The sequence below is a fragment of the Maritalea porphyrae genome (assembly GCF_027213965.1).
Classification (GTDB): domain Bacteria; phylum Pseudomonadota; class Alphaproteobacteria; order Rhizobiales; family Devosiaceae; genus Maritalea; species Maritalea porphyrae_A.
In genome coordinates this window covers 720,048-746,447 of sequence record NZ_JAPWGX010000001.1, presented here as the reverse complement: position 1 = coordinate 746,447, position 26,400 = coordinate 720,048, and the positions used below count along the sequence as shown (strand labels likewise).

Below are 26,400 nucleotides of genomic sequence, written 5' to 3'. Positions count from 1 at the left end.
AAGAAAGACCATTGATGAATCATATGACACAGCCTGATTCCCATTCCGCTGTCAGACTGACGAAGCAAAAAGACTGGTGGCGCGGCGCGGTCATCTATCAAATCTATCCACGTTCGTTTCAAGACAGCAATGGCGACGGCATTGGTGATTTGAATGGTATAACTGACCGCTTGGATTATGTGGCGGGTTTGGGCGTTGATGCGATATGGCTTTCGCCTTTTTTCACCTCCCCGATGAAAGACTTTGGGTATGATGTGGCCAACTATCGCGGCGTTGACCCGATTTTTGGCACATTGGAGGATTTTGACAAGCTTTTGGCCAAGGCGCATCGGTTGGACCTGAAAGTAATGATCGATCAGGTGATTTCGCATACCTCGGACGAACATGAATGGTTTAAACAAAGTCGCATCTCACCTGACAATCCAAAATCGGATTGGTATGTGTGGGCAGATGCGAAGCCCGATGGCACGCCGCCCAACAATTGGCTTTCGATTTTCGGCGGGTCCGCTTGGACATGGGACCCGCGTCGCTGCCAATATTATTTGCACAATTTTCTGACTTCTCAGCCTGATTTGAATTTTCACAATGCTAATGTGACAGCCGCATTGCTGGAAGAGGTTCGCTTTTGGCTTGATCGCGGTGTTGATGGCTTTAGGCTCGATACGGTGAACTTTTACGTTCACAATCAAAGCTTGGCAGACAACCCAGCACTGCCCAAAGATCAGATCAATGCAACCATCGCGCCGGCGGTAAACCCTTACAACTGGCAAGATCATATCAATGATAAAAGCCGACCTGAGAATATTGATTTTCTAAAGCGTCTCCGCGCGTTGCTTGATGAATATGACCATATCACCACCGTTGGTGAAATCGGCGACGCGCAGCGCCAGCTCGACATTATGGCCGCATATACTTCGGGCGGGGATAAGTTACATATGGCTTATACCTTTGATTTCCTGGGCGGTGACTTCAACGCCAAATATTTTGCGCTAAAGATCAGCGAACTTGAAGCCATCTTGACCGATGGCTGGCCGTGCTGGGCGTTCTCCAACCACGATGTGCAACGTCATATCTCGCGTTGGGGCATTGCCCCGGATCGGCAAAGTGACTTCGCCAAACTGTCCGCCGAAGTGCTTTTGTCGCTGCGTGGCTCTGTCTGTCTTTATCAAGGTGAGGAATTGGCCTTGCCAGAAGCCGAAGTGGCTTTTGAAGATCTTGTGGATCCTTACGGTATTGAGTTCTGGCCAAACTACAAGGGCCGCGATGGATGTCGAACGCCAATGGTTTGGGAAGTGGACGGCGGGCAGGCCGGGTTTACCACCGCCAACCGCACGTGGCTGCCCATTCCGGTTGAACACCAAAGCCATGCGGTTGATGCCCAGGGCGACGGTTCTGTGCTCAAGCACTATCAAGAGTTTCTTACCTTTCGCCGTGCAACATCTGCGCTGCGTGAGGGTGACATCAAAATCATCGACGCCACCGAACAAGTTTTGGCGTTTGAGCGGCAACTGGGCGAAGAACGCATATTGTGTGTATTCAATATGAGCGATCAACCCGCAACCATTGAGCTGGCGGCGTTTGAGGACTTTGACCACGCTGCCCGGCACTCAAATGCAACGCTTGAAGGCACCCGGCTTTCTTTGCCCAGCTTTTCATCATATTTTGGCGTGAACGCCAGCTAATCCATTGTTTCAGGGGAGGGAACATGGCTGACATTAAAATAACCAATCTCGATAAGTCATACGGCAATGTCCGTGTGCTTAAAGACATTAATCTCGACATTAAGTCGGGCGAATTCATTGTATTTGTGGGCCCGTCGGGTTGCGGAAAATCCACATTGTTGCGCACCATTTCAGGGCTCGAGAGCATTTCTGGTGGCACCTTGGAAATCGACGGGCGGGTGGTCAATGATGTGGCCCCCTCCAAACGCGGCATCGCAATGGTGTTCCAGTCTTATGCGCTTTATCCGCATATGACTGTGTTTGATAATATGGCCTATGCACTCAAAATCCAAAAGTTCTCTAAAGAAGAGATCAAGCAAAAGGTGGAAGCCGCAGCCGACAAATTGCAGCTGACCGATTACCTTAAACGCCTCCCCAAAGCTCTGTCTGGTGGGCAACGTCAGCGGGTTGCCATTGGCCGCGCAATTGTGCGCGACCCAAAAGTCTTTTTGTTCGACGAGCCATTGAGTAACCTTGATGCGGCGCTACGCGTAAAGATGCGCATGGAAATTGCGGGCCTCAAAGAGCAGTTGCCCGGCACCACCATGATCTATGTGACCCATGACCAAGTGGAAGCCATGACCATGGCCGACCGTATTGTAGTCCTCAAAGATGGTGTGGTCCAACAAGTGGGCACCCCGATGGAACTTTATGAGGCGCCTCAAAGCCTGTTTGTTGCTGGCTTTATCGGGTCCCCCAAAATGAATCTTTTGACCGGCGCCCACGCGGCTAAGTTTGACTGTACCACCGTTGGCATCCGCTCCGAACATCTCGATATTGTTGAAACGGGCGGCGACTGGGAAGGTGAGGTGGTCCACACTGAAATCCTTGGCTCGGACACTTACATTTACCTCAATATTGGCGATGAGGAATTGTTCGTTGTGCGCCAAGAAGGCAATGCGCCAATTAAGGTCCACACCAAAATCGCCATTAAAGCCAAAGAAGGTCGCCTGCACCGTTTCAATGCAGACGGAGCACCTATCTAAACCTTTCTTCCCCACATCGGCTCTTTTCCCCAATTGGCGGGGGTGCCGGGGTCGGGAGCGAAGCGGCCAACGGCGGCGCGAAAAAATGCGGGTGCCGGGGTCGGGAGCGAAGCGACCAACGGCGGCGCGAAAAAATGCGGGTGCCGGGGCAGGTCCAAGGGGCCGACGGCGGCGCTAAAAACTAGCTCACGGTTTTGGCGGCCGCTTCAAACAGCGTCTGCCAACCCACCCCCGCGGTAAAAATGGCGGCCAATTGCACCAAAATCGGTTTGTCCGGCGCGAAGCTGTTTTTGTAAACGCCGGGCAAAATCATGATGCCCATGACAATTGAAAAGGCCAACAATGGCCCAAGTGCGCCAAGGTCCATGCCAAAGCTTTTGGTGGCGATATAGTTTTTGATAAAAGGGTCCGCCACAATGCCCAACACCAACGCAATATACTGAGGCCAAACGGGCGCGAACTGCGGCGCCGTTGTCGCTTCTGGTGCACCTGGCGACTTGGTGTCCACCATGGTTTGCAAACCCAAATCCCGCGCCGTTTTCTGCTTTTTGCGCTCCTCAGATTGTAAATCGAAATAATCAAAAATGCTGCTCACAATGCCCTCCCAATGCTCAAATTATACCTAAACTATAAGGGGCGGGGACAATTGCGCAAATGACTTGCCTCAAATGCCCACGTCGTACAGGCCGAGCGCTGGCCCCACGCTGTCTTCTTCATAGCCGAAGTGGGAGAGCAACAAGGTCGCCAACCGTTCGTGAGCCAGAACAGTGGCATCGAACTGGCTTTCGCTCGGGTCTTTGATCAGCTTTTCGGCTTCCCCCGCCAGTTTAATCAGCAGCGCATGCACAACCTCATGCTCTTCGCGCAACCGTTGCACAATTTTGTCGAGTGCAGCGTTCTTTCCCTCAAGCGCTGGGAACATATGCGCGTCTTCAATCGAATGGTGTCCATTGACCAATTGGCAGTGCTGCCCGCACAGATTGCCGAACACCCGGTAATTTTCAACAATCGGGTTATCTTTGATATGGGCATGCAATTCGCTGGCGCTGGTATCGCCTTTGCGTACGCCTTCTAACATGCCTGCCATCATGCGCATATTGCGCCGATGATGCTCGTGTATCGCCCGCAAATGCCGCATGGGCTGGCGTTGTTGTTCGGTGAGTTCGGTTTGCGGGATTTCAGGCCGGGTACTGTCGTCGGGTATAATGATATCGTGCATATGGTCTATTTCGGTGTGAGAATGAAGCATTCAACTGAAGATGATTATCGAAACTAAGAAGGCGAAGTTGTGGCGGCAAGCGATCAAGCCGCATAGCAAACATATGTGCCGCGGCCCTGCGCTTTAGCGTCATACAATGCCTTGTCGGCGCGTTCCTGCAAATCGTCCAACTCGCCGCTCGTTGAAACCGCTATGCCGATGCTTATGCCATAACTTAGCAAATTATCGTCAAATCGCACTTCTCTCTTGCAATCATCGAGCAGCCGTTTGGCGATTTTTTCAGCAGCTCTTTGGGCATTCTTGGATAGTAAAACGACCACAAATTCATCCCCGCCAACCCGCGCAATAAAATCTTCAGATCGAGTAGATTTTCGCAGAGCGTCTGCGACCTTGCACAGCACCAAATCGCCCGCAGCATGCCCATACTCATCGTTGACCTCTTTGAAATGGTCTAGGTCGAAATGGATGAAGGCAACTTCAAAATCGGTCTTACCCGGCTTTGCAACCTGTTCAAGAAACCTTGTTAATCCACGACGGTTCCCAACGCGTGTGAGAGGGTCAGTCAGACTCGCTATTTCCGCTTCTTTTCGCGCTTTTTCCAGCGATATGGTCAGCTTCTCAAGCTCTTTCTTCTTTTGCTGGAGTTCTGTGACGTCCGTCCGCAAGCCGACAATATCGCCGTTCTCTGTTTCAATATCGTGGATCAGAATATGACGGTCGCCAGGCAACTCACGCTCCAAAGGTTTCGTCGAGCTCCGTCTGCGATCAAGGTGCCATTGAAACCAATCTTGCAACCATTCTTCTTCTCTGCCTTTTGCCTCAGGATATTGGCCATTTTCAACGCCGTAGCGCATAATATCCACGAACGAAGCACCCGGGTAAATCGCTGGCGCGGATGCCGCATAAAACTCCTTATATTTGTTGTTGCACACCACCAATCGGTCGTTGATGTCATACATAACAAAAGCATCGGGGAGCGCTTCAATAGCATCCCAAAGCCGCCGCTTATATAGTTTGAGTTCTTGGCGCGCTGTTTTGAGATCATTGCGCATGCTGTCGTTTTCTGTGTCGTCCCGCTGCAGCCCGATCCAGTATCTATTGGGGAACTTTTTGTCTTCAACTGGCCGAAGCGACAGGCAGACTTGGTAGCCCGTACCGTCTTTTGCGACGTTCTCAAAACGTTTTTGTATTGGCGTGGGTTGTTGCATTCGATCTGCTATCTCCACGAAAACTTTAGCGTCCTTTTGCCCGCCGATAATTCTGTAGAGTGGCTTCCCGCGCAGCTCTGAACTCTTGTAGCCAGATTGTTTACAGGCAGAACTGTTGCACCAAAGAATAGTGGGGAAAGACGAGCCGTCATTCACTAGTTCCGCCACGAAAATTCCGTCGCTTGCGAACTCGGCAATTTGGCCAACTAGTCTATCGATATCAATGGCGCTCATCCACTGTTTAAAACACGATCATTGGGTGTAAGCCTAGCTAACATTGCGTTAAGTGCAAGCCGAAAAAGTAACTATTATTTGAGTGCCATGTATTCGCGGTTACGCCGGGGCGATGACACTGGGCATAATACGTTTTAAATTGGACAATAATGCTCATCTTCTTCAAGAGAATAGCAAATCGTTTGTTCCCCCAAAAATGCACTCTTATGGTCCTTCGCAAACGACAGCCATCGCCGGTTTGCCAGCGATATGTAAAATACCCACCTGCAATGTTTCGCCATCGTCGCTGATGTGCCGCAATACGCGCAATGTCGCAAAGTGATTTTCTGCCTGGTAATCCATCAGTTGCAACACAAGAGACTCATCATCACCTGAAAACTGCAAAATATAGGCTTGTTGTGCCTTGTCATCGGCCATGCGGGGATTATAGCCATTCATTGCCGCGCTATTGCGCTTCACTTCTCGCGATATACTCGATGGCGCGCGATCCATAATTGTTGCACTTCGTTTGAAACTTCGGGGGATCCAGGTCTGACTACCGGCAAATTGATGCGCTGCGGTCATCAAAACGAAGACCAGCCCTCAAACACCCAAAACAAAATACCGAGCGATCCCATAAATGTAGAGTGCTGAGAATATGATGTTTATGTATTTTAGTTGTCGTTCGGTACGCAGCCAGCCGCAATATATCCAGATCAGACAGAAGGGCAGGCCAAACAGCATTGCAGCCAACTGCCAGCCTTGCACGATGGAAATTGTGCTGCAAAGACCCAAGCCGAGGGCGAGCCACTTCAGCATTTGTTCGACGTCAACTGGTGTCGAAAGTTTCATTTTTTTGGAATTTCCCGAAAATCAGCGCCGTGAACCCGGCGATCTGATTTGTCCTTCTACCAAAGCGCGGCCCGCAACGCAATTTAAGTTGTTGCGGGTTGAAGCCAACAAATTGGCTTGCGCTTTGTGGCCGGTGAAAAGGGAGTGCTGTTCACTCAGCTTTCAGCAAAGCGTAGATTTCATCTTTTAACACCATGCGTTGCTTGCGCATTTCTTCTAGGTTGGTGTCATCAGTGGGTTCAACATCTGTTTCAGCCCGGTGGACCGAGCGGTTTACGTCATGATAGGCGTCAAACAGTTTGCCGAAATGCGCGTCGCCTGTTTTTAGCTCGTGAATACGTGCCGAAAACTCGGGGAATTCTTCGTGTAACTCGTGTGGGGTGTGAGACATAAGCCTATCCTTTAGCCTGCGATCAAGAACGAAGCATTTCGCTTCGTTTAGGTGGCGCGAAAAACTGCTTCCCGAACCGTCAAACAAAGGCTACACCCGCTTGCAATGGCTGGTTTTGATGTGGGTCAAATGGTGCGGGTCGTTCTTTCTGACGCCGCCGGTTGGAGGTGCCCATTGTAGCGTCACAGCAATTGTTGCTGCTAAACCCCCAACCGTGCCCCCAACAGTTGTTGGGTAATCCTCGCCTTTGGCGCATCAAATACCGTGTCCACGTCGCCCTGCTCAACAATCTCACCTTTGTCCATCACCAACACCCGATCAGCCACAGCGCGGACCACGTCTAGGTCGTGGCTGACGAACAGATAGGCGATGCCAAAATTCTCACGTAAGTCCGCAAGCAACTCCAGCACATCGCCGCGAATGGAGACATCGAGGGCGGAAACGGGTTCGTCGAGCACCACCAGTTTGGGGCGCAGCACGAGGGCGCGGGCGATAGCGAGGCGTTGGCGTTGGCCGCCCGAAAAGGCATGCGGATGACGGCCCAACATGTCCGGCGTTAGGCCAACCCGTTCAAGCGCCATATGCACCCGCTCTTGGCGCTCAGCGTGGCCCAATTCAGGCATCAAATACAGCGGTTCGTAAAGTGATTGCGCCATGTTCAAGCGGGGGTCAAAACTGCCAAATGGGTCTTGAAACACCATCGAGAGTTCGCGCCGCGCCGCGTGGGGCATTTCCCCCAATTTGCGCCCATAGGTGTGTTGATCAAACGCAATGGTGCCGCGCTGGGCGGTTTGCAGCCCGGCAATAATCCGCGACAAGGTGGTTTTGCCACAGCCCGATGGACCAACCAAACCCACGCATTCGGATTCTCGAATGGTCAGCGAAATATCATTGAGCGCCTGTACATAAGCCTTTTGTGCCCAAAAGGGGCCGGGCAGTTTAAAGCGTTTTGAGATGCCATCAAGTTCGAGCAGTGGTGCCCCAATTTCCCGAGTTTTCAGCCGGCGGCGGGTAGGACGCGCCGCAGCGATTAGACGTTGCGTATAGGCTTCTTGTGGGGCTTTGAGCACCGTTTCAATTGACCCGCTTTCTACGCATTTGCCTTTTTCCAGCACATGCACATGTTCGCAAAGCGCGGCGACGGCCCCAAGGTCATGCGAGATGAACAAAAGCGCCATATTGTGCGTGTCGCACACCCGTTTGATCAGCGCGACAATCTGCGCTTGGGTGATCATATCAAGGGCCGATGTTGGCTCGTCCGCGATCAGCAGTTCAGGCTCTCCCGCCAATGCAATCGCCAAACCGATGCGCTGGCGTTGCCCACCCGATAGTTCGTGCGGATAGCGTTTGGCCACGCTGGCGGGCAGATCAACTTCGGCAATCAGTTCGCTAACCCGCGCGGTAAAATCAATGTCGGGCAGGTGCAATTCAAGCGCTTCGCGGATCTGATCGCCCACCCGCATTAAAGGGTTCAGCGCCGTCATCGGCTCCTGAAAAACCATGCCAATATGTTTGCCGCGTAAGCTTTCACCCGCAGGCACGTTGCGGATGATTTCGCCGGTTGTGTTGGCGCTTTCGGGCAGCAGGTCAATAATCGACAAAGCGGTAAGGCTTTTGCCCGATCCGCTTTCCCCCACAACGCCGACCCGTTGGCCGGGGGTAATGGACAATGACATTTGGTGCACCACCGTGTGGTCGCCAAAACCTATGGATAAGTCTTTCACCTCAACCAGCGACATCAACGCCTCCGGCTTTGGTGAGTTTGGGATCAAGCGTATCGCGTAAGCCATCGCCCAGTAGGTTGAAGCTGATCACAAACAGCACAATTGCCATGCCGGGGATAATCGCCTGCATGGGGAAGCCGAAGAAGAAACTCTGCGCCTCTTTTAACATCAATCCCAAACTGGTGTCCGGCGGTTGTGTCCCCAACCCAATGTAGGAAAGGCCAGCTTCGGCCAAAACCCCAAGCGAGAGTTGAATGGTGGCCTGTACAATCAGCAAACTCGCCACATTGGGCATGATATGGCGCAAACTGATCTGCGCGTTTGAAAGTCCTGAGAGTTTCGCTGCGTCCACATATTCAAGCGTCCACAGGCTCAGCGCGCCGCCGCGTGCAACCCGGGCGAAAACAGGGATGTTAAAAATCCCAATCGCCACCATCGCATTAATCGCGGAAGGGCCAAAAAGTGTGGTGATGATGATCGCCGAAATGATGGCAGGGAAAGCGAAAATGAAATCATTGAACCGAAGAATGACAGCTTCCAGCCAACCGCGCTGCGCCGCTGCCATCAGCCCCAAAGGCACGCCGATCAAGGCGCCAATCGCCACGGCCAAAAGCGCGACTTTTAAACTCGACGCGATGCCAACCATCAATAAACTCAATTGATCGCGACCTAGATAATCCGTGCCCAGCCAATTGTTGGCGTTGACGTTTGCGAACCGATTTGGAATGTCGACAATATCAGTTGGGTGGGGCGTCCAGACCAGCGAGATCAGCGCCAGCAAAACAAATAAAGCACTGCCTAAGAGACCTAGTCGAAAACTGGGGTGGTGCAGCGCGCGGACGAACGTGGATTGCTCAGCCATCGTCTTGCCCTCCACCAGTGCGGATGCGCGGGTCAACCAACGCATAAGCCAAATCAACGATGAACATCACCAAAATCACCATAGCCACCAATACCAATATGGCGCTGCGCACCACAATTAGGTCGCGGGCGGAAATGGCGCTGAAAATCAATCGGCCCAATCCGGGCAGGTAGAACACGTTTTCAACAATGATGGTGCCGGCGATCAAAAACGCGAATTGCAATCCCATGATCGTCAGCACCGGAAGTAGCGCATTGCGCACCCCATGCCGCCAAATGGCTTGACTTTGCGAGAGGCCCTTGGCGCGCGCCGAGCGGATGAAATCGGCCTGCATCACATCCACCAATGATGTGCGCATCACCCGTGCCAAAATAGCGGCTTGCGGCAACGCCAATGCAATCGTGGGCAACACCAAAGAGCGCAGCGCCAGCAATGGGTTCTCACCCCACGGCACAAAACCGCCGGGCGGGAGTATGCGCCATGTGACAGCAAAGGCGAGCACTAAAAGCATGGCGAACCAAAAGTTGGGGATGGCAATGCCGATCTGCGCCAAAACCATCGCCAATGTGTCGCCCAATTTGCCACGATGTTGCGCGGCGAAAATGCCGATGGGCAATCCAATGAGGGTGGAAAGGGCAAGCGCCCCAAGTGCCAGCGGCAAGCTGACTTGCAACCGTTCGGCCATCAATTGAGTGACGGGCATCCGTTGTGAAAAGCTGATGCCAAGGTCGCCTTGAAACAAGCCCAAGAGCCAAATGAAGAACCGATTGAAAGCGGGTTGATCTAAGCCCAACTCGGTACGCAATGCAGCCACCGCGTCCTCGGTAGCGTTGATCCCCAGCATAAACCGCGCCGGGTCGCCGGGCAAAATATCCAGCAGAAAAAACAGGATCGCCGCGGCCACCAAAAGGGTAACCGCGACGCCAAATAACCGTTTTGCTGCAAAGCCAATCATAGGGGGCAATCGGCCCTGCTAGCGCTGTAAAGTCAAGCTCAATTTGTCCAGCGAACAGCGGTCAAATCATTGCCTTCGACCGGGGAGTTTGGCCACATGCCTTCAAGGTTTGTGTTCCAAACGCCGGTCTTTGCCAGTTGGAACAAATAGCCGTTCACCGCATCTTCAGTCAAAATGCGTTGGGCAGCACGGGCCAACTGTTCGCGCTTGGCTTCATTAGCGGTCACATTGAGTTTTTCAATGATCGCTTGAAACACCACATTGTCATATTGGAAATAGTAATCCGGGTTCGCATAAATGCCGATATCAAACGGTTCCACATGGCTGACAATCGAAAGATCATAGTTTTTGGTTTTGAACACATCTTCAAGCCACTGGCCCCACTCGACGTTGATCAACTCCAACTCAATGCCAATCTCGCGCAATTGGGCGGCGATAATCTGCCCACCACGACGCGCATAAGTTGGCGGTGGTAATTTGAAGGTGGCTTCAAACCCTTCTGGGTAACCCGCTTCTGCCAGCAAAGCTTTGGCCCGTTCAATGTCACGCGGATAAGTGTCTAACAGATCTTCGTAATAGGGGTGATGCGGTGCAAAATGTGTGCCGATTGGTGTGCCATAACCAAACATCGCCCCATCGATAATAGCTTGCCGATCAAGCGCATGAGCAATGGCTTGGCGCACGCGTTTGTCGTTGAACGGCGCTTTGGCGTTATTGGTGGACAAAATGGTTTCGCCCTCTGTAGAGCCGCGCACCACTTGGTAACGTGGGTCTGCTTCAAAAATCGCCAGACTTTCAGGCGCAGGGAAGTTGGCAAACCCGTCCACATCACCAGCAAGCATGGCGTTTTGCGCCGCGTTCGGATCAGAAATAAACACGAACCTCGCCTTGTTCATAAACGCTGGTGTGCCGGTGTAATTAGGGTTTTTCTCCAAAATGACGCGGCTGCCTTGATCCCATTGCACGAACTTAAAGGGGCCAGTGCCAACGGGGTTGGATTGGTTGGTTTCAGCACTCTCAGGCGCAACAATAACCGCGTCGCCCCGGCCAATATTGAACAAAAAATCGCCCTGCGGCTGCGCAATTTTGATCTCGATGGTGGAAGGATCAACGGCCGTCACAGAGGTGATCGGGGCAAAAATGCCTTTTTGCGCGTTGGTACTATCTTCAGCGCGCGCACGGTCATAGGTGAACACCACATCGTCAGCATCAAAACCGGTGCCGTCATGGAAGGTGACGCCCTCTTTCAACGTGAATGTATAGGTCATACCATCGTCCGAAATGGTCCAAGACGTGGCAAGCGAAGGCTGCACCCCGCCATTTTGGTCGATCCGGGTCAAACCCTCGAACACATTGGCATAAACAACTTCATCAATCGCAGCGGCTGCGCCAGCGGTCGGATCAAGGTGAGGCGGCTCCAGCACCATGCCGACACGAATGTCGCTGGCAAAAGCACCAAATGTGGAAAGGCCAACAATCGACGCTGCTAGGAGCGTTTTTTTGACCGTCTTTTCAATAATTTGCACTGTTTCTCATCCCTGATTTGTGTGGGTCAAACCTGAACCTAGTTCTAGCGGAATTAGCGCAATTTGCAAAAGCCAACTTTGGTTGGTGGGGATGAAAGCTTCGTGATGCAGTATTTTTGCTTAAGAGGTGCGGTTGAGTTTTGGAGGTTTGAAATTCTGTATCGTGGGGGCTAATCGTTCGATTGGTCTGATGGCAAGTTGTTTCAAAGTCGGTTTTGCGGACGGAGCTGCCGCTGCCCAAATGGCCGGTTTAGGGGAGTAGCAGCCTCAGTTAACCCAGCCCGTCGCCAGTCTACTTTCCCAATTGGGATGATTGGCAGTCTTCGCTAACTCAATCATCCTGTTCGGATCGTAGGGTACGTGTCGGAAAGTCGTCGTCCATCCGACTTTCGCCCTCTCGACCAGCGCATAGCACGCCGCACTAGTACCCGTCTGCACCACATGGTGCACTGGGGTGTCGTCAATATAGCCAGGACACCCAACACTGCCGGGGTTCAGGATGATACGGCCATCGGGTAGGTCCATCCGGCGGGGAAGATGCGTGTGACCACATAACATAAGACTTGCCTTGATCCCAGATGCCTCGGATGAGACTGCATCCCGTGACCTGGTAACAACCTCGCCCTCCGGCGAAACCTCCTCCATCCAATAAGCTGTGTCGCTACTCGGAGTTCCGTGACAGGCGAATATATCGTCAGACAGCCAGAGCGTCGGCTGCAAATCCCGAAGCCAGGCCAAGTGGCGGGCGTCAAGTTGGTCGAAAGCGGCCCCATCAATCGAGATCATGTCCTCGCGCTTGTTCTCAACAAGCCAGCGGTCATGATTGCCTCGGATCGACGGCATTTCATGATCCAAAAGTAGTTCTGCGGTTTCACGAGCAGCCATTGGGCCACTCAGATGATCCCCAAGATTGACGACGCTTCTGATACCTTGTGCCGAGATGTCCTGCAGGACAGCCTTCAAAGCGTCAGAGTTACTGTGAATGTCAGCAATCACGGCGAAACGATTGAGATCAAAATCTTTCATTTGGGCAATCTAGTAACGCCTAAGCTGGTTGGCAATAGGCTTCCTGATTACTCCGCATCTCTTTCGGCTCCTGCCAAAAAGTGACGGTTTGCGCAGTCGAGCAGCAGCCCAGACGTTTTGACCGTTGGAAAAGCCATCATTCGCCGCACCCTGATGAATGCGCAATCTGTGCTCAAACCAGACCTGACAAAACAACTGGCGGAACAAAAGCCCAACGCTAGCCTAACCTTACCGCTCACCACTCTGCATTTTGCCGCCCAAAATGGCGGGTACCAAGCCGATGGTGATGATCAATAAGGCGGGCACGGCAGCGCTTTCAAAGTTCTCAAGGCTCGCTTCGGCGTAAACATAGGTCGAAAGGGTTTCTAGCCCCAAGGGACGCAACAATAGGGTGGCGGGTAGCTCTTTGATGCATTCGACAAATACGAGTGTCAGCGCTGCCACAAGCGCGGGGCGCAGGGTGGGCAGGTCAACCTCAATTAGGGAGCGCCAGCGGTTCGCGCCCAACACATGGGCTGCTTCGAGCAAATTGACGCCACGCTTTTTCATGGCCGCCTCGAGTGAGTTGTGGCTGACGGTGAGAAATCGGACAGAATAGGCGTAAAGGATGGCAATGGGTGAACCCGAAAGGATCAAACCAACGGTAACATTAAACCAAGCGCGGGTCGCGTCGTTGATCACACCGTCTAGGAACCCAAGCGGTACCAAAACGCCGATCGCCAGCACAGTGCCGGGCACCGCATAGCCAAAAGTGGCAAGATAGGAAAGGTTGCGGCTGCCATCTGCATTGACCATGCGTCGGGCCGTAAAATAGCCGATTGCCACACAAATGGCCGCGCCCACAAGGGCCAGCCAGACGGTGGTCCAAAGCGCTTCAAATATCTCAGCGCCGATCACGCCGCGCATGACCCTAACCATTGCGGTGGACATCAGTTCGGAAACGGGGACCAAAAAACCAAGGCCTACAATGCTCATGCAGAATACCAAGGCGCCAGCGGCAACGATGGGCGGCAGTTTGGAGCGGGAAGGTGGCACACGGCTATCGCGCTTGGTGAGATAGTCGAGTTTGCGCCGTTCATGCTGCTCAAGCCAGATCAATCCAGCGATAATGATGACGGTGGTGACCGCCAATTGCGCTGCGCCGGGCAGGTTGGATTGGTTCAGCCATGTGGCATAAACAATGGCGGTGAGCGTGTTGACGCCGAAAAACTCAACGGCCCCCACATCATTGATCACTTCCATCAAGGCAAGTGACACCCCAACGATCAGGGCAGGGCGCGCCAGTGGTAATATCACATCGCGGAACGTGCGCCATGGCCCCGCACCTAGGGTGCGGCTGGCGGCAACCAAAACGCCAGATTGCATCAAAAAGAACGCACGGCAGCTCAGATAAACATAGGGGTATAAAACAAGGCTCATCACAAAGGCCGCGCCGCCGATCGTGCGAAAATCAGGGAACCAATAATCGCGCATTGAGGTGGCGCCGGTCAGCATGCGGATGGCGGTTTGCAACGGGCCGGTGAAATCCATCACTTCAACCCAAGCATATGCAGAAATGTAGGTGGGAATGGCGATGGGCAAAATCAGCGCCCATTCAAACAATTTTCGTCCCGGAAACTCAAAACTAGAAACAAGCCACGCGCTGAATAGGCCAATGAACCCGGTGAACAAGCCAACGAGAAGAAGAAGGAGTCCCGTCTCTCTTAAGGCAACAGGCAACATGCGCGAGAACAAGCCGCCCTCAGTGCCAAAGGCGCCAACCGCAAGCCACCCGAGCGCCAAAGTTGGCAGGGCCATAGAAAAAATGACAATGAGCTCAACAAAAGACAGGCGCGAAATCGCGCCTGCAATAAAGTTGTGAGCTTTGCCGCTTTGACCAGCGATCATTCTTCTCCAATCAAATCCGCTATCCCTGTCTTGGTATAGCGGATTTGGAATTTGTGCAAAGCCTAGTTTTGTGGGCCTTCGTCAAACTTAACTTCGTCCACCAATTTGCTGGCTTCGTCGCGTTTGTCAGCAATTGATGCAAGCGGCAATGTGTCGGCGTGCAATTCACCCCAGCTTGCAACCAAGTCAGAAGAGGCAACACCTGGCACCACTGGGAACTCAAAGTTGGTTTCCGCATAGATGGCTTGTGCATCATTTGACAAAAGGAACTGGATGAATTTCTTCGCGTTTTCAAGGTTCGGTGCATTTTTCGCAATGCCAACACCTGAAATGTTCACGTGGGTTTTGCTTTGCTCAGCACCCGGGTAGATCAAGCGAACAGAAGCGGCCCAGTCTTTTTGCTCTGGCTCTTTGTCGTTGGTGACCATTTTGCCCATATAGTAAGTGTTGCCAATTGCAATGTCGCACTCACCAGAATAAATCGCTTTAACTTGTGCACGGTCGTTGCCTGTTGGTTTGCGGGCGAGGTTGTCCCGAACGCCTTCAAGCCACGTTTTTGTCGCTTCTACGCCATTATTGGCAATTTGTGCTGCAACCAGACCAATGGTGTAAGAATGTTGGCCAGAGCGGGTACAAACGCGACCTTTCCATTTCGGATCTGCCAAGTCTTCATAAGACATTGCTGTTTCTTCAACGCGGTCCTTTGAGACATAGAAGATGCGGGCGCGTAGCGACAATGCTGCCCATGCGCCGTCTGGATCAACAAATTCTGCTGGCAAGTTTGCCGTTACATCCGCAGGGATGGCTTGCCAGATGTCGGCTTTTTTCATGGCATCCAAACGACCAACATCAACGGTCAGCAAAACATCGGCTGGCGAGTTTTGCCCTTCTGAACTTAAACGGTCCACAAGACCATTTTTTGCAAACAACACATTTGTTTTGATGCCTGTTTCAGCTTCAAATGCATCGGTGAGTGGTTTCAAAAGTTCTGGCTGACGATAGCTGTAAACATTGATTTCGTCGGCGACGGCAACGGTGCCGAAGAATGATGTGCCTGCAATCAAAGTCGCTGCAAGTGATTTGGACAAATTCATTTACTCACTCCATGTGTTGGCTTGAAAGTCCTTGTGTTGCAGGGGTTTTGTTCGCTTTTCCTTCGCGCGTCAATGCGTCAGATCAAGCAATTATGGCCTATTTGAGCGGGCTTTTTGGAACCATTCTAAACTGGAGTACAAAACTCTATATATCTTGGTGTTTACGCACAATGAGAATTGGCTAGTTGGTGCGACAGAATGTCGCAACTAGTTTAACGTGCCCGTCACCCGATCCGCGGGAATGGCCAACTCCATAAGCATTCCTGAGCGCCCAATTTGGTCCAGCGACAGGGAGAATGCATTGGCCTTGGCCAGCGCTTGCGTTAGCGAAAGGCCAACCCCGGAGCGCACAAAATCTGCTGGTTTCTCTTGATCGCCAACAGGCTCATGGTAGACAATAAATTGTTCGTGCCGGTTTTGCCCGTGCTCACCCATGTCGCGCACGTGGATCATCAGATCACCTTTGTCGTCACGCACAGCGCTTAGCACCACGTTGCCCCCAGCGGGCGTAAGGGTGACCGCGCTGGCCAAAAGGTTCATGATGGTTTGGGTCAGCAGTTTTTCGTCCGCTTCAACAAAATAGCTGGTTTCTGGTATCGCGCTACGTACAAAAACCTGTTGCGCATTGGCTTGGCCACGAATGCGCACGATGCACCGATTGAGCATCAACCCCAAATCGATATGATTGTTCGTCAGTTCAATTTCACCAATATTGAGGCGACTTAGGTCATCAATTTCACCAATCACCTGCTCGATTTGACGGGTCGCAGCGTGAATGTCGGCTATATATTCTTTATAGCGATCGTTCTCAATCGCACCATAGGCTTCGTCTTTCATCAGACTGTTGAAACCGGCAATGGAGGCCAATGGGCGGCGGATTTCGCGGCTCAAAATGGGTAGAATGCTGTTGAGTTCGTCCTTTTGGTGGTCAATTTGTTCCTGATCCGCATGCACTTTCGTCACTAGCCCAAAAATCGAACTAGATTGATCTTCGATGTCTTGCAAAAACAGCTTGATCTCGCAATGTTCAGCCCCTGCAAATACCTTGATGGTACCCGTTTCCGCGTCGCCCGAAAGCACGCTCAGGTAAGCGCTTCGTGTGTCGGTAGACACATATTCAAGAATGGGGCGATTGCGCAGCAAGTCGATTGATGGCCCGAATAGTTGGCTGCCGCGCGCATCCAAATCCAAAACATAGCCAGCGCGATTGAGCTGAATGCACCCTTGACCAAGGGCAGCTGATATCTTGCCAAAATCGATTTGTGCGCCGTCACGCCCTTGGGAAATAATGCCATTGCTCGGCCGCGTGGAAGGCTCTTCCCGCGCCGTCAACATATAGGCGTTTTGGCCATGCCAAATCGTTGTTTGCAAACGCGCCACAACATCAACGCTTTCACCGTCTTGGCGCAAGATCTTAGCCACAGGGCCAAACTCGTTGCCCGCATCATCCGCTCGGGGCAGGATTTCGTCCAATCCCGCATCACGCAGATCATTTGTAGTGTTGTAGCCCGCCAAATCCGCCATTGACCGATTGGCAAACAGCACCGTTTGGTCTTTAAAAATCAAAATGCCCAATGGCAATTTGTTCAAAACCAAGGCTTCGTCGCTCAACGCCACCAAAGATGATTTGCCGTTCGGCGAAACGGGTGGCTTTGGCGTCATAGATATGACTTTGCCTGCTTCGCGCTCAGACGCTGCTTTTGTCTCGTCTTTTTGCTTTTTTGGTGATTTTGTTGATTTGCGCGTTTCTTCTGTGTTTACGCGTTCGCGCAGAATGCGTGACAATTCATCAAAATTGTATTTTGACGTTTTATCCTCATCTTGATTGATCGCAGACGATGTTGTTGTTTCAACATCGCGTGTGACTTCACTGGCTGAAATGCTCCACAGGCTCGTTTCTTCCTGCTCAGCCTCGCCATCATCAAGTGCTGCCATCTCGTCGCGCACCTCTTCAAGCGGGGTGCTGAGCCGATCTATTTCTGCTTCGGGCAAAGTTTCAATGTCTGCCAATGCGTCATCGGCAAAGTCGACCTCAGCATCAATGCGGTTTTGCGCCAGCAGGTCTGCATCATCCAACTCCGAGGTGGTGATATTGCCGCCAGATTTATAAAGGTGATCGATCAAATCGGTGAGGGCAGAAGGAGCGCTCAAACCATCATCTGTTTCAGCCTGTTCCTCTGAAGCATTGTCTTCGCTTTGAGCCCGCGTTTCTTCGGTTTGATCAGTTAGAGCGTCCATCGTGTCCAGATGCGCCATATCATAGGCGTCATCTTCCACTTCACTTTGTTCCTCGGCGGTTGGCTCTAATAGCGCTTGCTCTTCATCGGCTTGTGCACCATCAAATTCGTTGCCTTCAAGCAGAGGGGGCTCTTTTACAGTTGGTTCTGCGCTTGTTTGTTCGTCGGCATCGATTTCTGTTGGAACAGCAGAATCTGTTGCATTCACGTCATCTGCTAGGATGGGTTGGGAGAGCACAGGTTCGTCAGTCGGCGCCAATTGACCCAAGTCCAACATCAACAACGACGCACCCGCTTTTAAGCTGACGTCAAGTCGAGAAGCCGCGCTTAGCGCTTCAAACGGCAGAGCCAGCACATTTTGAAGTTCATCAGCGTCGCCAGAAGATGTGGCGCCTGCAACGATTTCGCGTTCTGCGTTAATGATTACATAGTCTTGTGCGGGGGAAAACAATTGCTCATCCGCAACCAAGGCAAATGCGTCGCCATCAAACAAACCAAAGTCAACACTATCTGTTGAGATGACCAAAAGACCTTTTGATCCATCTTCGGTTTTAAGAGGCACACATGAACAGGTGGCAGAAACTGGCTTTTTGCCCATCTGAAACCGCATCCGTGAAACCGACGCGCGACCATCGTTGCCCAAGCGAATTAAGCGCGTCACTTGGCCCTTTAGCGGCACCGGGTCGGGCAAAAACTTTAAGCCCTTCTTTTTGAATTTGGAGCGGAAAAGCTTGGCAGCAAGGTTGCGCCAAATGAGTTCGCTTCCATCCCCATTCCAGAACCAAACAGGACGCGGATCAAGTGCGTAACCCAATACGCGCTTTCCCACTTCGGTATAAATCCAGTCCTGCTGCATAACTACTCTTACTTCCCTGTGCCAAACTGAAACAATCTTGGCGCATTAGTTTACTCTTATTTAAATATCGCGCATCAAGGGATTGGTCCATAAAAACCGTGTTCTGTGCCCAAACAGTCCGGTTTCATGGTTAAGATGGTCAGGGTGTGGAAAAAAAGTGTAATTTGGCCTAAAAGCACTCTTGCAAAGATATGATGTGGGCCTTATGTATCGGCGCACAAAATGGATAAGCCGCCTTAGCTCAGTTGGTTAGAGCACTAGTTTGTGGAACTAGGGGTCCCCCGTTCGAGCCGGGGAGGCGGTACCACCTCCCCAAGCCATTCTCTCTTATTTCGAAAGACGCAAGTCTGACAGCTGGTTTGCGATCGTTTCAAACGTGGAAACCAAATCCGACGGCGTTGACGGGAAATAGGCATGCCCAGCATCCGATGCACAGGCAGATAGCATTTTCCCGTTGGACGAGCTTTTCGAAATGCCCAAGCCAATCGTGTAAATTTCTATTTCGGATGGTTTTGCCTTCGCGTTTTCACACGCTTCTTTGGTGCGTTTATCCATTTCAGCAATAATGGACGAGTTCGACCACCCTACGTCACCAAGGCGTTTGTTGTAGGGCCAAGAATAGGCCGGGTAATAATATGCCCCGTTAAAGCTTCCCCATTGTGACGAATAGTTCTGGCCATCCGTCATGATGATCATAACCTTGCTTGCACCATCATTGTAAGCCACACCCTCATCGTATGGAGCGGTGGGCGACAATACACGCCAGCCCCAAATGGTGCCCATGTGTATGTTCGTGCCCCCACCTGCCACCATGGCGGTGATATTAGTCTTCAGGGTCGATTTTTTGTTGGTCAGCGGCAAAATCTCGCGACTGATACAAGTCCCGTTGGGAGAGTGATCCCCTGAACTTGGCGAAGCCGAAGCGCCATTATATTTACATAGCCGTTCTTGGTATTCACGGGGTGACAAAGATGATGAGCCAGATGTGTCACATGTGACCTGTGTGATCATTCCCTTTTTCTTATCATTCCAAGTAGTCGTAGATGTGATCGTTTGCCCGTCGCAGCTACAAGCATCGGTGCCTGATGTTGAACTCCCTTTGTCAGGATTCCACCAACTATACTGCCCAGGCGCTCTGCTGCCCTTTTTCTTCTTTGTTCCAGGCCAGCTCCGAAATGTGCATTCGCCCGGCTCTGTTGGCGCAACGCATGTGCCGCCATCATCGTCCAAATAATCAGCGGTCGTTGATGCGCCGCTGTCTGGTCCATCTGGATTAAACATGGGTACAAAGTAGGTGTCGCCGTTAGACGCGTTGGGTGTGGCATCATTGGTATCAAGCGGATAGGGTCGCGCTTCCACACATCCCTTCCAGCTTACGTTCTTGAGCTGATCATAAAGCGCAAATCGTGAAAACCTATCGTTCACGTCGGTGACGTCGTGTCCGGTGTCTTCATTGTCATCATTATCAAAATTGTCCCAGTTTGCTGACGATTGGCCCAGTGTGTCCATCCACGTCGCTGTCTTTTTGTCCGCGCCAACATTTACGTTCATGGTAAAGGGGACCAAGCCGATAAACACTTTTTCGGGCTCATCTTCCGCACCCATCAAAATGTCGACAGCCAACTTGGCAGCCGTTTTGAGATTGGAGATACGAGAGCCAGACATAGATCCCGAATTATCCAACACCATTGCCACTTCAAGACGGTTTTTCGCCCGTGTGGCCTCAGAAATCAGCCGGGCACTCATATCATTTATGCCAATGAGTCGAACAAATAAGGTGGGTTGAGAAATATCTGCAGCGATGTAAAGACGTCCAGCTTCCTTATCAATTTCCACGCTGCTGATGGACATTGCAACGCCAGTGCCCAACAGACCTTCTTCAATGAGGTCGTTGGCCCTATTGGTGATCCAGCCTTTGCTTTTTTTGTAGATTTCTGGCTGAAGGGCCAGAACCGTTGCGTCTAGGCTGATTTGCGTCGTCTTGCGGCTTTGCTGGATGTTCACAAAGTCAACGGCAGCGCCGCCCGTGGCGAGCAGTACAATGGCGATGACGCCGAAAATAACAGCAAAAGCGCCACTTTCGTCGCGCCCAAATTGCCTAATTCTTGAAAGAATGAAGTCCATTTATCGTCGGCCAAATTTGTTGAATATTCGGCCGTAATGTTGCGCGTTAAAGGTAAATTAAATAACAACCACGCGCGTGCCAATTGAAACTCTTGTATATAAATCCTTAATATCTTCGTTCGTAAGCCGAATGCAGCCCGAAGAAACCTTTTTGCCGATGGATCGTGGCTGGGTGGTGCCGTGCAATCGATAAAGTGTGCTGCCAATATATAGGGCGCGGGCACCAAGAGGGTTATTGATCCCCCCTGGCATATAAGCGGGCAAATGCGGTTCACGCGCGCGCATTTCGGCGGGCGGTGTCCAGCCGGGCCATTCGCGTTTCGCGGTGATTTTGTGGGTGCCTGACCATTCAAACCCAGATCGCGCCACGCCAATGCCGTATCGCATAGCGCGCCCATTGCTCAACACGAGATACAAAAACCGCGCATTGGTATCCACAACAACGGTGCCTTTGGAATATTCGCTATTGTAAGCAACAACTTGGCGCAAAAACTCTGGGTGCTGACCGTAAGGGTTTTTTACCTCGAGCTTATGTTTTGGGGTGCCCTTGGTCACGCTCATGCCTTCGGGCGGCAGCACGTAAATAGTCTGCCCAAAGCTATTTTTTGTTTTGATCAAGCCACCATCGGCAAACCCGGCGCCCACAAGCGACAAAACAAAAGCGCCAACCAAGGCTGGAAATACCACCAAAAACTTACGCATTACTCAAACTCACGCTCAGCCCGCATCAAATACGTGCAGTTACAATTTGAGATAAACCTTAGTTGATCACCCGCAATAAACGGTGAAAGAGCGTGGTAAGTAAGGACTTAGCAAGAATGGTTTACAGAAGATGAAGGTGCAGATCAAAGCATGACCATGCCATCATCCTCCTCTTCGTCTTCTTCCATCACTTCGTCATTGGCCGGAATGCTCTGGTTTTTTTCTTTTTTGGTGATCGCCTTGGCAATCGCTTTGCCCAAGTCGGTGCCATTGACCGGCTTTATCACCACTTCATCGGCACCAAGTGCCAAAGCACGTTCAATATTGTCACTGCTGGCGTAGGCCGTCATAACCACAACAGCAATATTGCTATTATCGCCAAATCGGGGGTCACGTATAACGCCCAACAGCCCCGCGCCGGACACATCTGGCATGTACCAATCGCTCAATAAAACATCAAAGTCCTTATGCATCAGCTGCAACAAGGCTTCGGCGCCCGAGGCCACGCTTTTGGTTTCACCAATGCCTAGTTTTTTCAGTTGTGCAGCAGCCAGCGCACATGCATATTGATTGTCATCGACAATCAAAACTTTCATTTGATCTGGCGATTTTGTGACTTGATTTCGCACGACGGACCCTGAATTAACGCAAGTGTTAATGAACTGTCGAAGGAATTTAGTGAAAATCGACAAGATTGCAACCGTTAAATATTACAATGAACGAATATGTTGGCCGTTGTTTCTGGGGAAGCAACGATGAAATGTACATACGCTACCATGATACAGAGTGGGGTTATCCCGTAGATAACGACATTCGGCTGTTCGAAAAAGTGTGTCTTGAAGGCTTTCAGTCTGGCCTTTCCTGGTTGACCATCTTGCGCAAGCGCGACAATTTTCGCGCCGCATTTGATGGGTTTGATTTCCATAAAGTCGCTCAATATGGACCTGACTATGTAGATCGGTTGCTCAACGATGCTGGCATTGTTCGGCATCGCGGCAAAATTGAAGCAACCATCAATAATGCCGCGCGTGCGATTGAACTTGAAAAAGAGTTTGGCACCTTGGCCGCCTATTTTTGGCAGTTTGAGCCAAGTCCTAAGGACCGGCCCCAACATGTAACAGAAGCCGAGGTGCGCAAATTGGCGCAAACGGACATGTCAAAAGCCTTTGCAAAAGACCTGAAAAAGCGCGGCTGGAAATTCTTTGGACCAACAACCGCCTATGCCTTTATGCAGGCAATGGGGTTGGTCAATGATCATACAGAAGACTGTTTTTGCCGTCAAAAGGCGCTGGATGCGCGGGCCAAGTTCACCCCGCCAAAACCCAAACATGGCTAGGCAATAAGCCTAAGCATAATCCCCATTTCTCACCAATACTTGTGTCCTATGGCGTGATCGGCTAACAACCCACTCGAAGCGCCAAATGGGCGCGTACTTTTCTTTTCATTTCAGAGGCACCTATGGCCAAGAAAACCAAACGTTTAGCACCAACTTTGCCCCGAGGCTTTGTCGATCGTGATGCGGTCGAAATCACAGCTTTGGAGCAAATGTTCCATCGCATTCGTTCGGTTTATGAGCGCTATGGTTTTGACCCCGTTGAAACGCCGCTGTTTGAATATACCGAAAGCCTTGGCAAATTTTTGCCCGATACGGACCGCCCAAACGCGGGCGTGTTTTCGCTGCAAGACGACGATGAAAAATGGATGAGCCTGCGTTACGATTTGACCGCGCCGCTCGCTCGCTACTTTGCACAAAACTATGACGCCCTGCCAAAGCCCTATCGCTCATACCGACAGGGCTATGTGTTCCGCAACGAAAAACCAGGACCGGGCCGTTTCCGCCAGTTCATGCAATTTGATGCAGATAGTGTTGGCGCACCTGATCCAGCAGCGGACGCTGAAATGTGCATGATGATGGCTGATGTGATGGACGAATTGGGCCTTGGCGGCAAATTCATCATCAGGGTCAATAACCGCAAAGTTTTGGATGGTGTACTAGCTGCAGCCGGTTTGGCTGAAGAGCCGGAAAAAGCACTCACCGTTTTGCGTGCCATCGATAAAATGGATCGCCTCGGCGAAGAGGGCGTGAAATTGTTGCTCGGCGCTGGCCGAAAAGACGAAAGTGGCGATTTCACAGAAGGCGCTGGTCTTGATAATGCGCAAATTGATCGCATTCTTGCCTATGTGATGGCAGATGCGGACGCCGACAAAATGTTTGAAGTTCTCGCCGCACAAGTTGAGGGCAGCGAAACAGGGGCCGCCGGCGTCGCAGAACTAAAAGAAATGCAAGCTTTGTTTGATGCCGCAGGTTACCCACGCGACAAAGTCAAAATCGACCCATCCGTGGTGCGCGGCCTTGAGTATTACACGGGTCCAGTATTTGAAGCCGAATTGACCTTCCCTGTAACCAACGAAAAAGGCCAAACCGTTGTGTTTGGTTCTGTTGGTGGTGGTGGCCGTTATGACGGTCTGGTGTCGCGGTTCCGCCCAGAACCAGTGCCTGCAACTGGCTTTTCCATTGGTGTGAGCCGTTTGGCCCACGCGTTGCAATTGGTTGGCGAGTTAGACGTTACTGAAAAGCAAGGCCCGGTTGTGGTGCTGATCATGGATAAAGATCAAATCGCTTCTTATCAGGCAATGGTCGCCGACTTGCGCAAAGCGGGCATTCGCGCTGAGCTCTATTTGGGCGCGTCCAAAAACATGGCCAAGCAAATGAAATATGCCGATAAGCGCAATGCGCCTGCGGTGATCATCGAAGGTAGCCAAGAGCGCGAAGCAGGCGAAGTGCAAGTCAAAGACTTGGTTGCTGGTAAATTGGCGTCGCTTGAAATTACTGACAACGCAGAATGGCGCGCAGCGCGACCCGCGCAAGCGAGCGTCAAGCGGGCAGACCTTGTTGCGCATATCCATGCCTTGCTTGAACCAGACAGCGCAGACGGGGAATAGCCCCATGAGCGATTTTTCAGATCAACGCGCCGAGCTGGCCAACCGTATTGGCACCTTAGCTGAATTGGTTTCGCCAGATATCTTGCAGCCAGCCGATCTATTTTTTGATCTCGCGGGTGAGGACATTGGTCGGCGTTTAATGTTGACCAATGGCCCAGATGGCACGACCTATTGCCTGCGACCAGATTTTACGCTGCCCATCGCGGCGCAATATTTAGCTGGCGATGCCGTCGGACTGTCAAAAAACTTTGGTTATCTTGGCCCAGTCTTCCGTCAACGTGACTATGGACCATTTGAATTTGACCAAGCTGGCTTGGAGTTTTTGGCTCCAAAAGACAGCGATAAGACATTTTCAGAGGTGATGCATTTCGCCATTGAAGCAAGTGCACTCTATGGTGAGACAGCGCCGCGCCTGCACCTTGGCGCAGTAGATTTGTTTGAAACACTATTGGCCAAAATTGATTTGCCCGATGTGTGGCGTCCGCGGGTGCGCGACCGGTTTGGCCATGATGCGGCCATGGGCCGCTTGTTGGATCGTTTGGCTGTGCCTGAGCAATTTGATGGTGCAAATGATTTGCCAAGCGATGATGCCGAGCTAACCCAAAAAGTCGCCGCCGAAATGGACGCTGCGGGTCTATCGCCCTATTCAGGTCGACAAGCGGAAGAAATTGTGGCGCGTTATCGCGAAAAGCAAATGCTGGCCCAAGCCGCTGTGTCCCCGAAAACTGTGCGTATTTTGCGCGAGTTTTTGTCGATTGCTGGCCCTGCATCCGAACAGGCGTTTCGCGTGGCTGGATTGGCAAAAAAGGTTGGTATTGACCTTGACGAACCGCTTGAAAAACTGATGACCCGTTTAACCGAACTAAAAGCCACCGCACCTCAGATCGCGGTGGAGTTTGATGCCGGGTTTAGCCCAAGACTCGACTATTATACCGGTCATGTGTTTGAGCTAACCGCAAACAAAACCGGCGAAGTTTTAGCATCTGGCGGGCAATATGACCGCTTGCTCGAGCGCATGGGCGCATCGGGTCGCATCTCAGCAGTTGGCTGTGCAATTTGGTTGGATCGGTTGGAGTTGGGGGCAAAACGATGAGCTCATTATTGTTGGCCGTACCGTCCAAAGGTCGTCTTGAGCAAGACACAAGAGACGCATTTGAAAAAGCGGGTCTAAAAATTGATCGTCCCGGTGGTGCCCGCTCGTACCTTGGCACCATTGATGCCATGCCAGAAGTGACAGTGCGGTTCTTATCCGCCAGCGAAATTGCGCGCGAATTAATAAGCGGCAAAATCGATTTGGGAGTAACCGGTGAAGACCTGATACATGAGGCTGCCGAAACGGGCATAAATCAAGTGGTGATCGCAAAGCCGCTCAATTTTGGGCAGGCCGATGTTGTGGTGGCGCTGCCAAAATCTTGGATCGATGTGACAGCCATGCGCGACTTGGCAGATGTAGCATCAGACTTTCGCCACCGTCACGGCCAATGGCTGCGGGTTGCCACCAAATATGTAAACCTGACGCGGCGTTATTTCTCAGCACACGGCATTGCCGAATATCGCATTGTTGAAAGTCTTGGTGCCACCGAAGCTGCGCCTGCCTCAGGCGCTGCAGAGCTGATTGTTGATATAACGTCGTCGGGTTCAACCCTTGAAGCCAATCAGCTCAAAGTGCCAACTGACGGGCTGATTTTGAAATCTGAAGCAAACCTTGTCGCCTCAAAGACTGCGGATTGGTCGGCGGAAAAAAAATCTCAGCTTGTTGCGCTTCTGGATCAATTTAAACCCGGCCTGGGTGAGCAAGCCTTGCACACTTTGACGTCTTAGAAAAAGAACGCCGCGCCATTTGAGTGGGCGCGGCGTGTTAGAGAGTTGATTGA

The 26,400-nt window shown here is 51.7% G+C and carries 23 protein-coding genes and 1 tRNA gene; 7 read left to right on the top strand and 17 right to left on the bottom strand.

Translation table 11 applies throughout. The features are described 5' to 3' along the window. The first annotated feature begins 23 nt into the window (after positions 1-23). Together O4H47_RS03870 and O4H47_RS03865 are read left to right on the top strand one after the other, a co-directional pair. Complete coding sequence (locus tag O4H47_RS03870) at positions 24-1,682, top strand: alpha-glucosidase family protein (RefSeq protein ID WP_419719585.1); 1,659 nt, start codon at positions 24-26, stop codon at positions 1,680-1,682. 23 nt (positions 1,683-1,705) lie between these two features. Then, positions 1,706-2,707: an ABC transporter ATP-binding protein gene (locus O4H47_RS03865; protein ID WP_269392620.1), complete on the top strand. Its 1,002-nt coding sequence runs from the start codon at positions 1,706-1,708 to the stop codon at positions 2,705-2,707. Between the two features lie 181 nt (positions 2,708-2,888). Here the strand turns inward: O4H47_RS03865 and O4H47_RS03860 are convergent, their stop codons facing one another. The 14 genes from O4H47_RS03860 to O4H47_RS03795 form a co-directional block, all read right to left on the bottom strand. Beyond that, positions 2,889-3,302, bottom strand: a complete 414-nt coding sequence (locus O4H47_RS03860; protein ID WP_269392619.1) for a hypothetical protein — start codon at positions 3,300-3,302, stop codon at positions 2,889-2,891. A 69-nt stretch (positions 3,303-3,371) separates the two neighbouring features. Beyond that, positions 3,372-3,926 (bottom strand): hemerythrin domain-containing protein, encoded by a 555-nt coding sequence (locus tag O4H47_RS03855; RefSeq protein WP_269392618.1) that lies wholly within the window; start codon positions 3,924-3,926, stop codon positions 3,372-3,374. Between the two features lie 83 nt (positions 3,927-4,009). Then, positions 4,010-5,368, bottom strand: coding sequence for a diguanylate cyclase domain-containing protein (locus O4H47_RS03850; RefSeq protein WP_269392617.1), 1,359 nt, complete (start codon positions 5,366-5,368; stop codon positions 4,010-4,012). A 204-nt stretch (positions 5,369-5,572) separates the two neighbouring features. Beyond that, positions 5,573-5,932: a helix-turn-helix domain-containing protein gene (locus O4H47_RS03845; protein WP_269392616.1), complete on the bottom strand. Its 360-nt coding sequence runs from the start codon at positions 5,930-5,932 to the stop codon at positions 5,573-5,575. An 18-nt stretch (positions 5,933-5,950) separates the two neighbouring features. Continuing rightward, on the bottom strand, positions 5,951-6,199 hold the full coding sequence (locus tag O4H47_RS03840; protein WP_269392615.1) for a peptidase: 249 nt from the start codon (positions 6,197-6,199) through the stop codon (positions 5,951-5,953). A gap of 151 nt (positions 6,200-6,350) precedes the next feature. Next, entirely contained in the window at positions 6,351-6,590 is a 240-nt protein-coding gene (locus O4H47_RS03835; protein WP_269392614.1) for a YdcH family protein, read from the bottom strand. Between the two features lie 200 nt (positions 6,591-6,790). Beyond that, entirely contained in the window at positions 6,791-8,329 is a 1,539-nt protein-coding gene (locus O4H47_RS03830; protein ID WP_269392613.1) for a dipeptide ABC transporter ATP-binding protein, read from the bottom strand. Continuing rightward, positions 8,316-9,176, bottom strand: a complete 861-nt coding sequence (locus tag O4H47_RS03825; RefSeq protein ID WP_269392612.1) for an ABC transporter permease — start codon at positions 9,174-9,176, stop codon at positions 8,316-8,318. The genes O4H47_RS03830 and O4H47_RS03825 overlap by 14 nt, the downstream gene beginning before the upstream one ends. Further along, positions 9,169-10,131, bottom strand: a complete 963-nt coding sequence (locus tag O4H47_RS03820; RefSeq protein ID WP_269392611.1) for an ABC transporter permease — start codon at positions 10,129-10,131, stop codon at positions 9,169-9,171. The genes O4H47_RS03825 and O4H47_RS03820 overlap by 8 nt, the downstream gene beginning before the upstream one ends. Positions 10,132-10,169: 38 nt before the next feature. Next, a complete protein-coding gene (locus O4H47_RS03815) occupies positions 10,170-11,558 on the bottom strand; it encodes an ABC transporter substrate-binding protein (protein WP_269392824.1) in 1,389 nt (462 codons plus the stop codon). Between the two features lie 366 nt (positions 11,559-11,924). Further along, positions 11,925-12,683, bottom strand: coding sequence for a metallophosphoesterase family protein (locus O4H47_RS03810; RefSeq protein WP_269392610.1), 759 nt, complete (start codon positions 12,681-12,683; stop codon positions 11,925-11,927). A 228-nt stretch (positions 12,684-12,911) separates the two neighbouring features. Continuing rightward, positions 12,912-14,570: an ABC transporter permease gene (locus O4H47_RS03805; protein ID WP_269392609.1), complete on the bottom strand. Its 1,659-nt coding sequence runs from the start codon at positions 14,568-14,570 to the stop codon at positions 12,912-12,914. A 62-nt stretch (positions 14,571-14,632) separates the two neighbouring features. Further along, a complete protein-coding gene (locus O4H47_RS03800) occupies positions 14,633-15,664 on the bottom strand; it encodes an extracellular solute-binding protein (protein WP_269392608.1) in 1,032 nt (343 codons plus the stop codon). A 207-nt stretch (positions 15,665-15,871) separates the two neighbouring features. Further along, positions 15,872-18,757 carry a histidine kinase dimerization/phospho-acceptor domain-containing protein gene (locus O4H47_RS03795; RefSeq protein ID WP_269392607.1) on the bottom strand — a complete coding sequence of 962 codons (2,886 nt, stop codon included), beginning with the start codon at positions 18,755-18,757 and terminating at the stop codon, positions 15,872-15,874. 230 nt (positions 18,758-18,987) lie between these two features. On the opposite strand from O4H47_RS03795, the gene O4H47_RS03790 reads away from it, so the two are divergent. Continuing rightward, positions 18,988-19,064: transfer RNA gene (locus tag O4H47_RS03790), tRNA-His, on the top strand. Positions 19,065-19,084: 20 nt separating this feature from the next. Here the strand turns inward: O4H47_RS03790 and O4H47_RS03785 are convergent. The 3 genes from O4H47_RS03785 to O4H47_RS03775 form a co-directional block, all read right to left on the bottom strand. Next, the gene (locus O4H47_RS03785; protein ID WP_269392606.1) at positions 19,085-20,881 is read right to left on the bottom strand and encodes a TadE/TadG family type IV pilus assembly protein; all 1,797 of its coding nucleotides are present in this window, start codon (positions 20,879-20,881) and stop codon (positions 19,085-19,087) included. Positions 20,882-20,938: 57 nt separating this feature from the next. Next, positions 20,939-21,583: a L,D-transpeptidase gene (locus tag O4H47_RS03780; RefSeq protein ID WP_269392605.1), complete on the bottom strand. Its 645-nt coding sequence runs from the start codon at positions 21,581-21,583 to the stop codon at positions 20,939-20,941. Between the two features lie 143 nt (positions 21,584-21,726). Continuing rightward, positions 21,727-22,212, bottom strand: a complete 486-nt coding sequence (locus O4H47_RS03775; protein ID WP_269392604.1) for a response regulator — start codon at positions 22,210-22,212, stop codon at positions 21,727-21,729. A gap of 86 nt (positions 22,213-22,298) precedes the next feature. Here O4H47_RS03775 and O4H47_RS03770 point away from each other — a divergent pair, with 86 nt between their 5' ends. The 4 genes from O4H47_RS03770 (at position 22,299) to hisG (ending at position 26,347) form a co-directional block, all read left to right on the top strand. Beyond that, positions 22,299-22,919, top strand: coding sequence for a DNA-3-methyladenine glycosylase I (locus tag O4H47_RS03770; protein ID WP_269392603.1), 621 nt, complete (start codon positions 22,299-22,301; stop codon positions 22,917-22,919). Positions 22,920-23,041: 122 nt separating this feature from the next. Then, positions 23,042-24,526 (top strand): histidine--tRNA ligase, encoded by a 1,485-nt coding sequence (hisS, locus tag O4H47_RS03765; protein ID WP_269392602.1) that lies wholly within the window; start codon positions 23,042-23,044, stop codon positions 24,524-24,526. 4 nt (positions 24,527-24,530) lie between these two features. Next, the gene (locus tag O4H47_RS03760; protein ID WP_269392601.1) at positions 24,531-25,619 is read left to right on the top strand and encodes an ATP phosphoribosyltransferase regulatory subunit; all 1,089 of its coding nucleotides are present in this window, start codon (positions 24,531-24,533) and stop codon (positions 25,617-25,619) included. After that, positions 25,616-26,347, top strand: coding sequence for an ATP phosphoribosyltransferase (gene hisG, locus O4H47_RS03755; RefSeq protein WP_269392600.1), 732 nt, complete (start codon positions 25,616-25,618; stop codon positions 26,345-26,347). Before O4H47_RS03760 ends, hisG begins: the two co-directional genes overlap by 4 nt. The last annotated feature ends 53 nt before the right edge of the window (positions 26,348-26,400 follow it).

What these genes read in the sequence shown, in the direction of transcription:
- O4H47_RS03870 (WP_419719585.1), top strand. Translation starts at nt 24, where the DNA reads ATGACACAGCCTGATTCCCATTCCGCTGTCAGACTGACGAAGCAAAAA.
- O4H47_RS03865 (WP_269392620.1), top strand. Translation starts at nt 1,706, where the DNA reads ATGGCTGACATTAAAATAACCAATCTCGATAAGTCATACGGCAATGTC.
- O4H47_RS03855 (WP_269392618.1), bottom strand. Translation starts at nt 3,926, where the DNA reads ATGCACGATATCATTATACCCGACGACAGTACCCGGCCTGAAATCCCG.
- O4H47_RS03850 (WP_269392617.1), bottom strand. Translation starts at nt 5,368, where the DNA reads ATGAGCGCCATTGATATCGATAGACTAGTTGGCCAAATTGCCGAGTTC.
- O4H47_RS03845 (WP_269392616.1), bottom strand. Translation starts at nt 5,932, where the DNA reads ATGACCGCAGCGCATCAATTTGCCGGTAGTCAGACCTGGATCCCCCGA.
- O4H47_RS03840 (WP_269392615.1), bottom strand. Translation starts at nt 6,199, where the DNA reads ATGAAACTTTCGACACCAGTTGACGTCGAACAAATGCTGAAGTGGCTC.
- O4H47_RS03835 (WP_269392614.1), bottom strand. Translation starts at nt 6,590, where the DNA reads ATGTCTCACACCCCACACGAGTTACACGAAGAATTCCCCGAGTTTTCG.
- O4H47_RS03830 (WP_269392613.1), bottom strand. Translation starts at nt 8,329, where the DNA reads ATGTCGCTGGTTGAGGTGAAAGACTTATCCATAGGTTTTGGCGACCAC.
- O4H47_RS03825 (WP_269392612.1), bottom strand. Translation starts at nt 9,176, where the DNA reads ATGGCTGAGCAATCCACGTTCGTCCGCGCGCTGCACCACCCCAGTTTT.
- O4H47_RS03820 (WP_269392611.1), bottom strand. Translation starts at nt 10,131, where the DNA reads ATGATTGGCTTTGCAGCAAAACGGTTATTTGGCGTCGCGGTTACCCTT.
- O4H47_RS03815 (WP_269392824.1), bottom strand. Translation starts at nt 11,558, where the DNA reads ATGGTGCTGGAGCCGCCTCACCTTGATCCGACCGCTGGCGCAGCCGCT.
- O4H47_RS03810 (WP_269392610.1), bottom strand. Translation starts at nt 12,683, where the DNA reads ATGAAAGATTTTGATCTCAATCGTTTCGCCGTGATTGCTGACATTCAC.
- O4H47_RS03805 (WP_269392609.1), bottom strand. Translation starts at nt 14,570, where the DNA reads ATGATCGCTGGTCAAAGCGGCAAAGCTCACAACTTTATTGCAGGCGCG.
- O4H47_RS03800 (WP_269392608.1), bottom strand. Translation starts at nt 15,664, where the DNA reads ATGAATTTGTCCAAATCACTTGCAGCGACTTTGATTGCAGGCACATCA.
- O4H47_RS03795 (WP_269392607.1), bottom strand. Translation starts at nt 18,757, where the DNA reads ATGCAGCAGGACTGGATTTATACCGAAGTGGGAAAGCGCGTATTGGGT.
- O4H47_RS03785 (WP_269392606.1), bottom strand. Translation starts at nt 20,881, where the DNA reads ATGGACTTCATTCTTTCAAGAATTAGGCAATTTGGGCGCGACGAAAGT.
- O4H47_RS03780 (WP_269392605.1), bottom strand. Translation starts at nt 21,583, where the DNA reads ATGCGTAAGTTTTTGGTGGTATTTCCAGCCTTGGTTGGCGCTTTTGTT.
- O4H47_RS03770 (WP_269392603.1), top strand. Translation starts at nt 22,299, where the DNA reads ATGAACGAATATGTTGGCCGTTGTTTCTGGGGAAGCAACGATGAAATG.
- hisS (WP_269392602.1), top strand. Translation starts at nt 23,042, where the DNA reads ATGGCCAAGAAAACCAAACGTTTAGCACCAACTTTGCCCCGAGGCTTT.
- O4H47_RS03760 (WP_269392601.1), top strand. Translation starts at nt 24,531, where the DNA reads ATGAGCGATTTTTCAGATCAACGCGCCGAGCTGGCCAACCGTATTGGC.
- hisG (WP_269392600.1), top strand. Translation starts at nt 25,616, where the DNA reads ATGAGCTCATTATTGTTGGCCGTACCGTCCAAAGGTCGTCTTGAGCAA.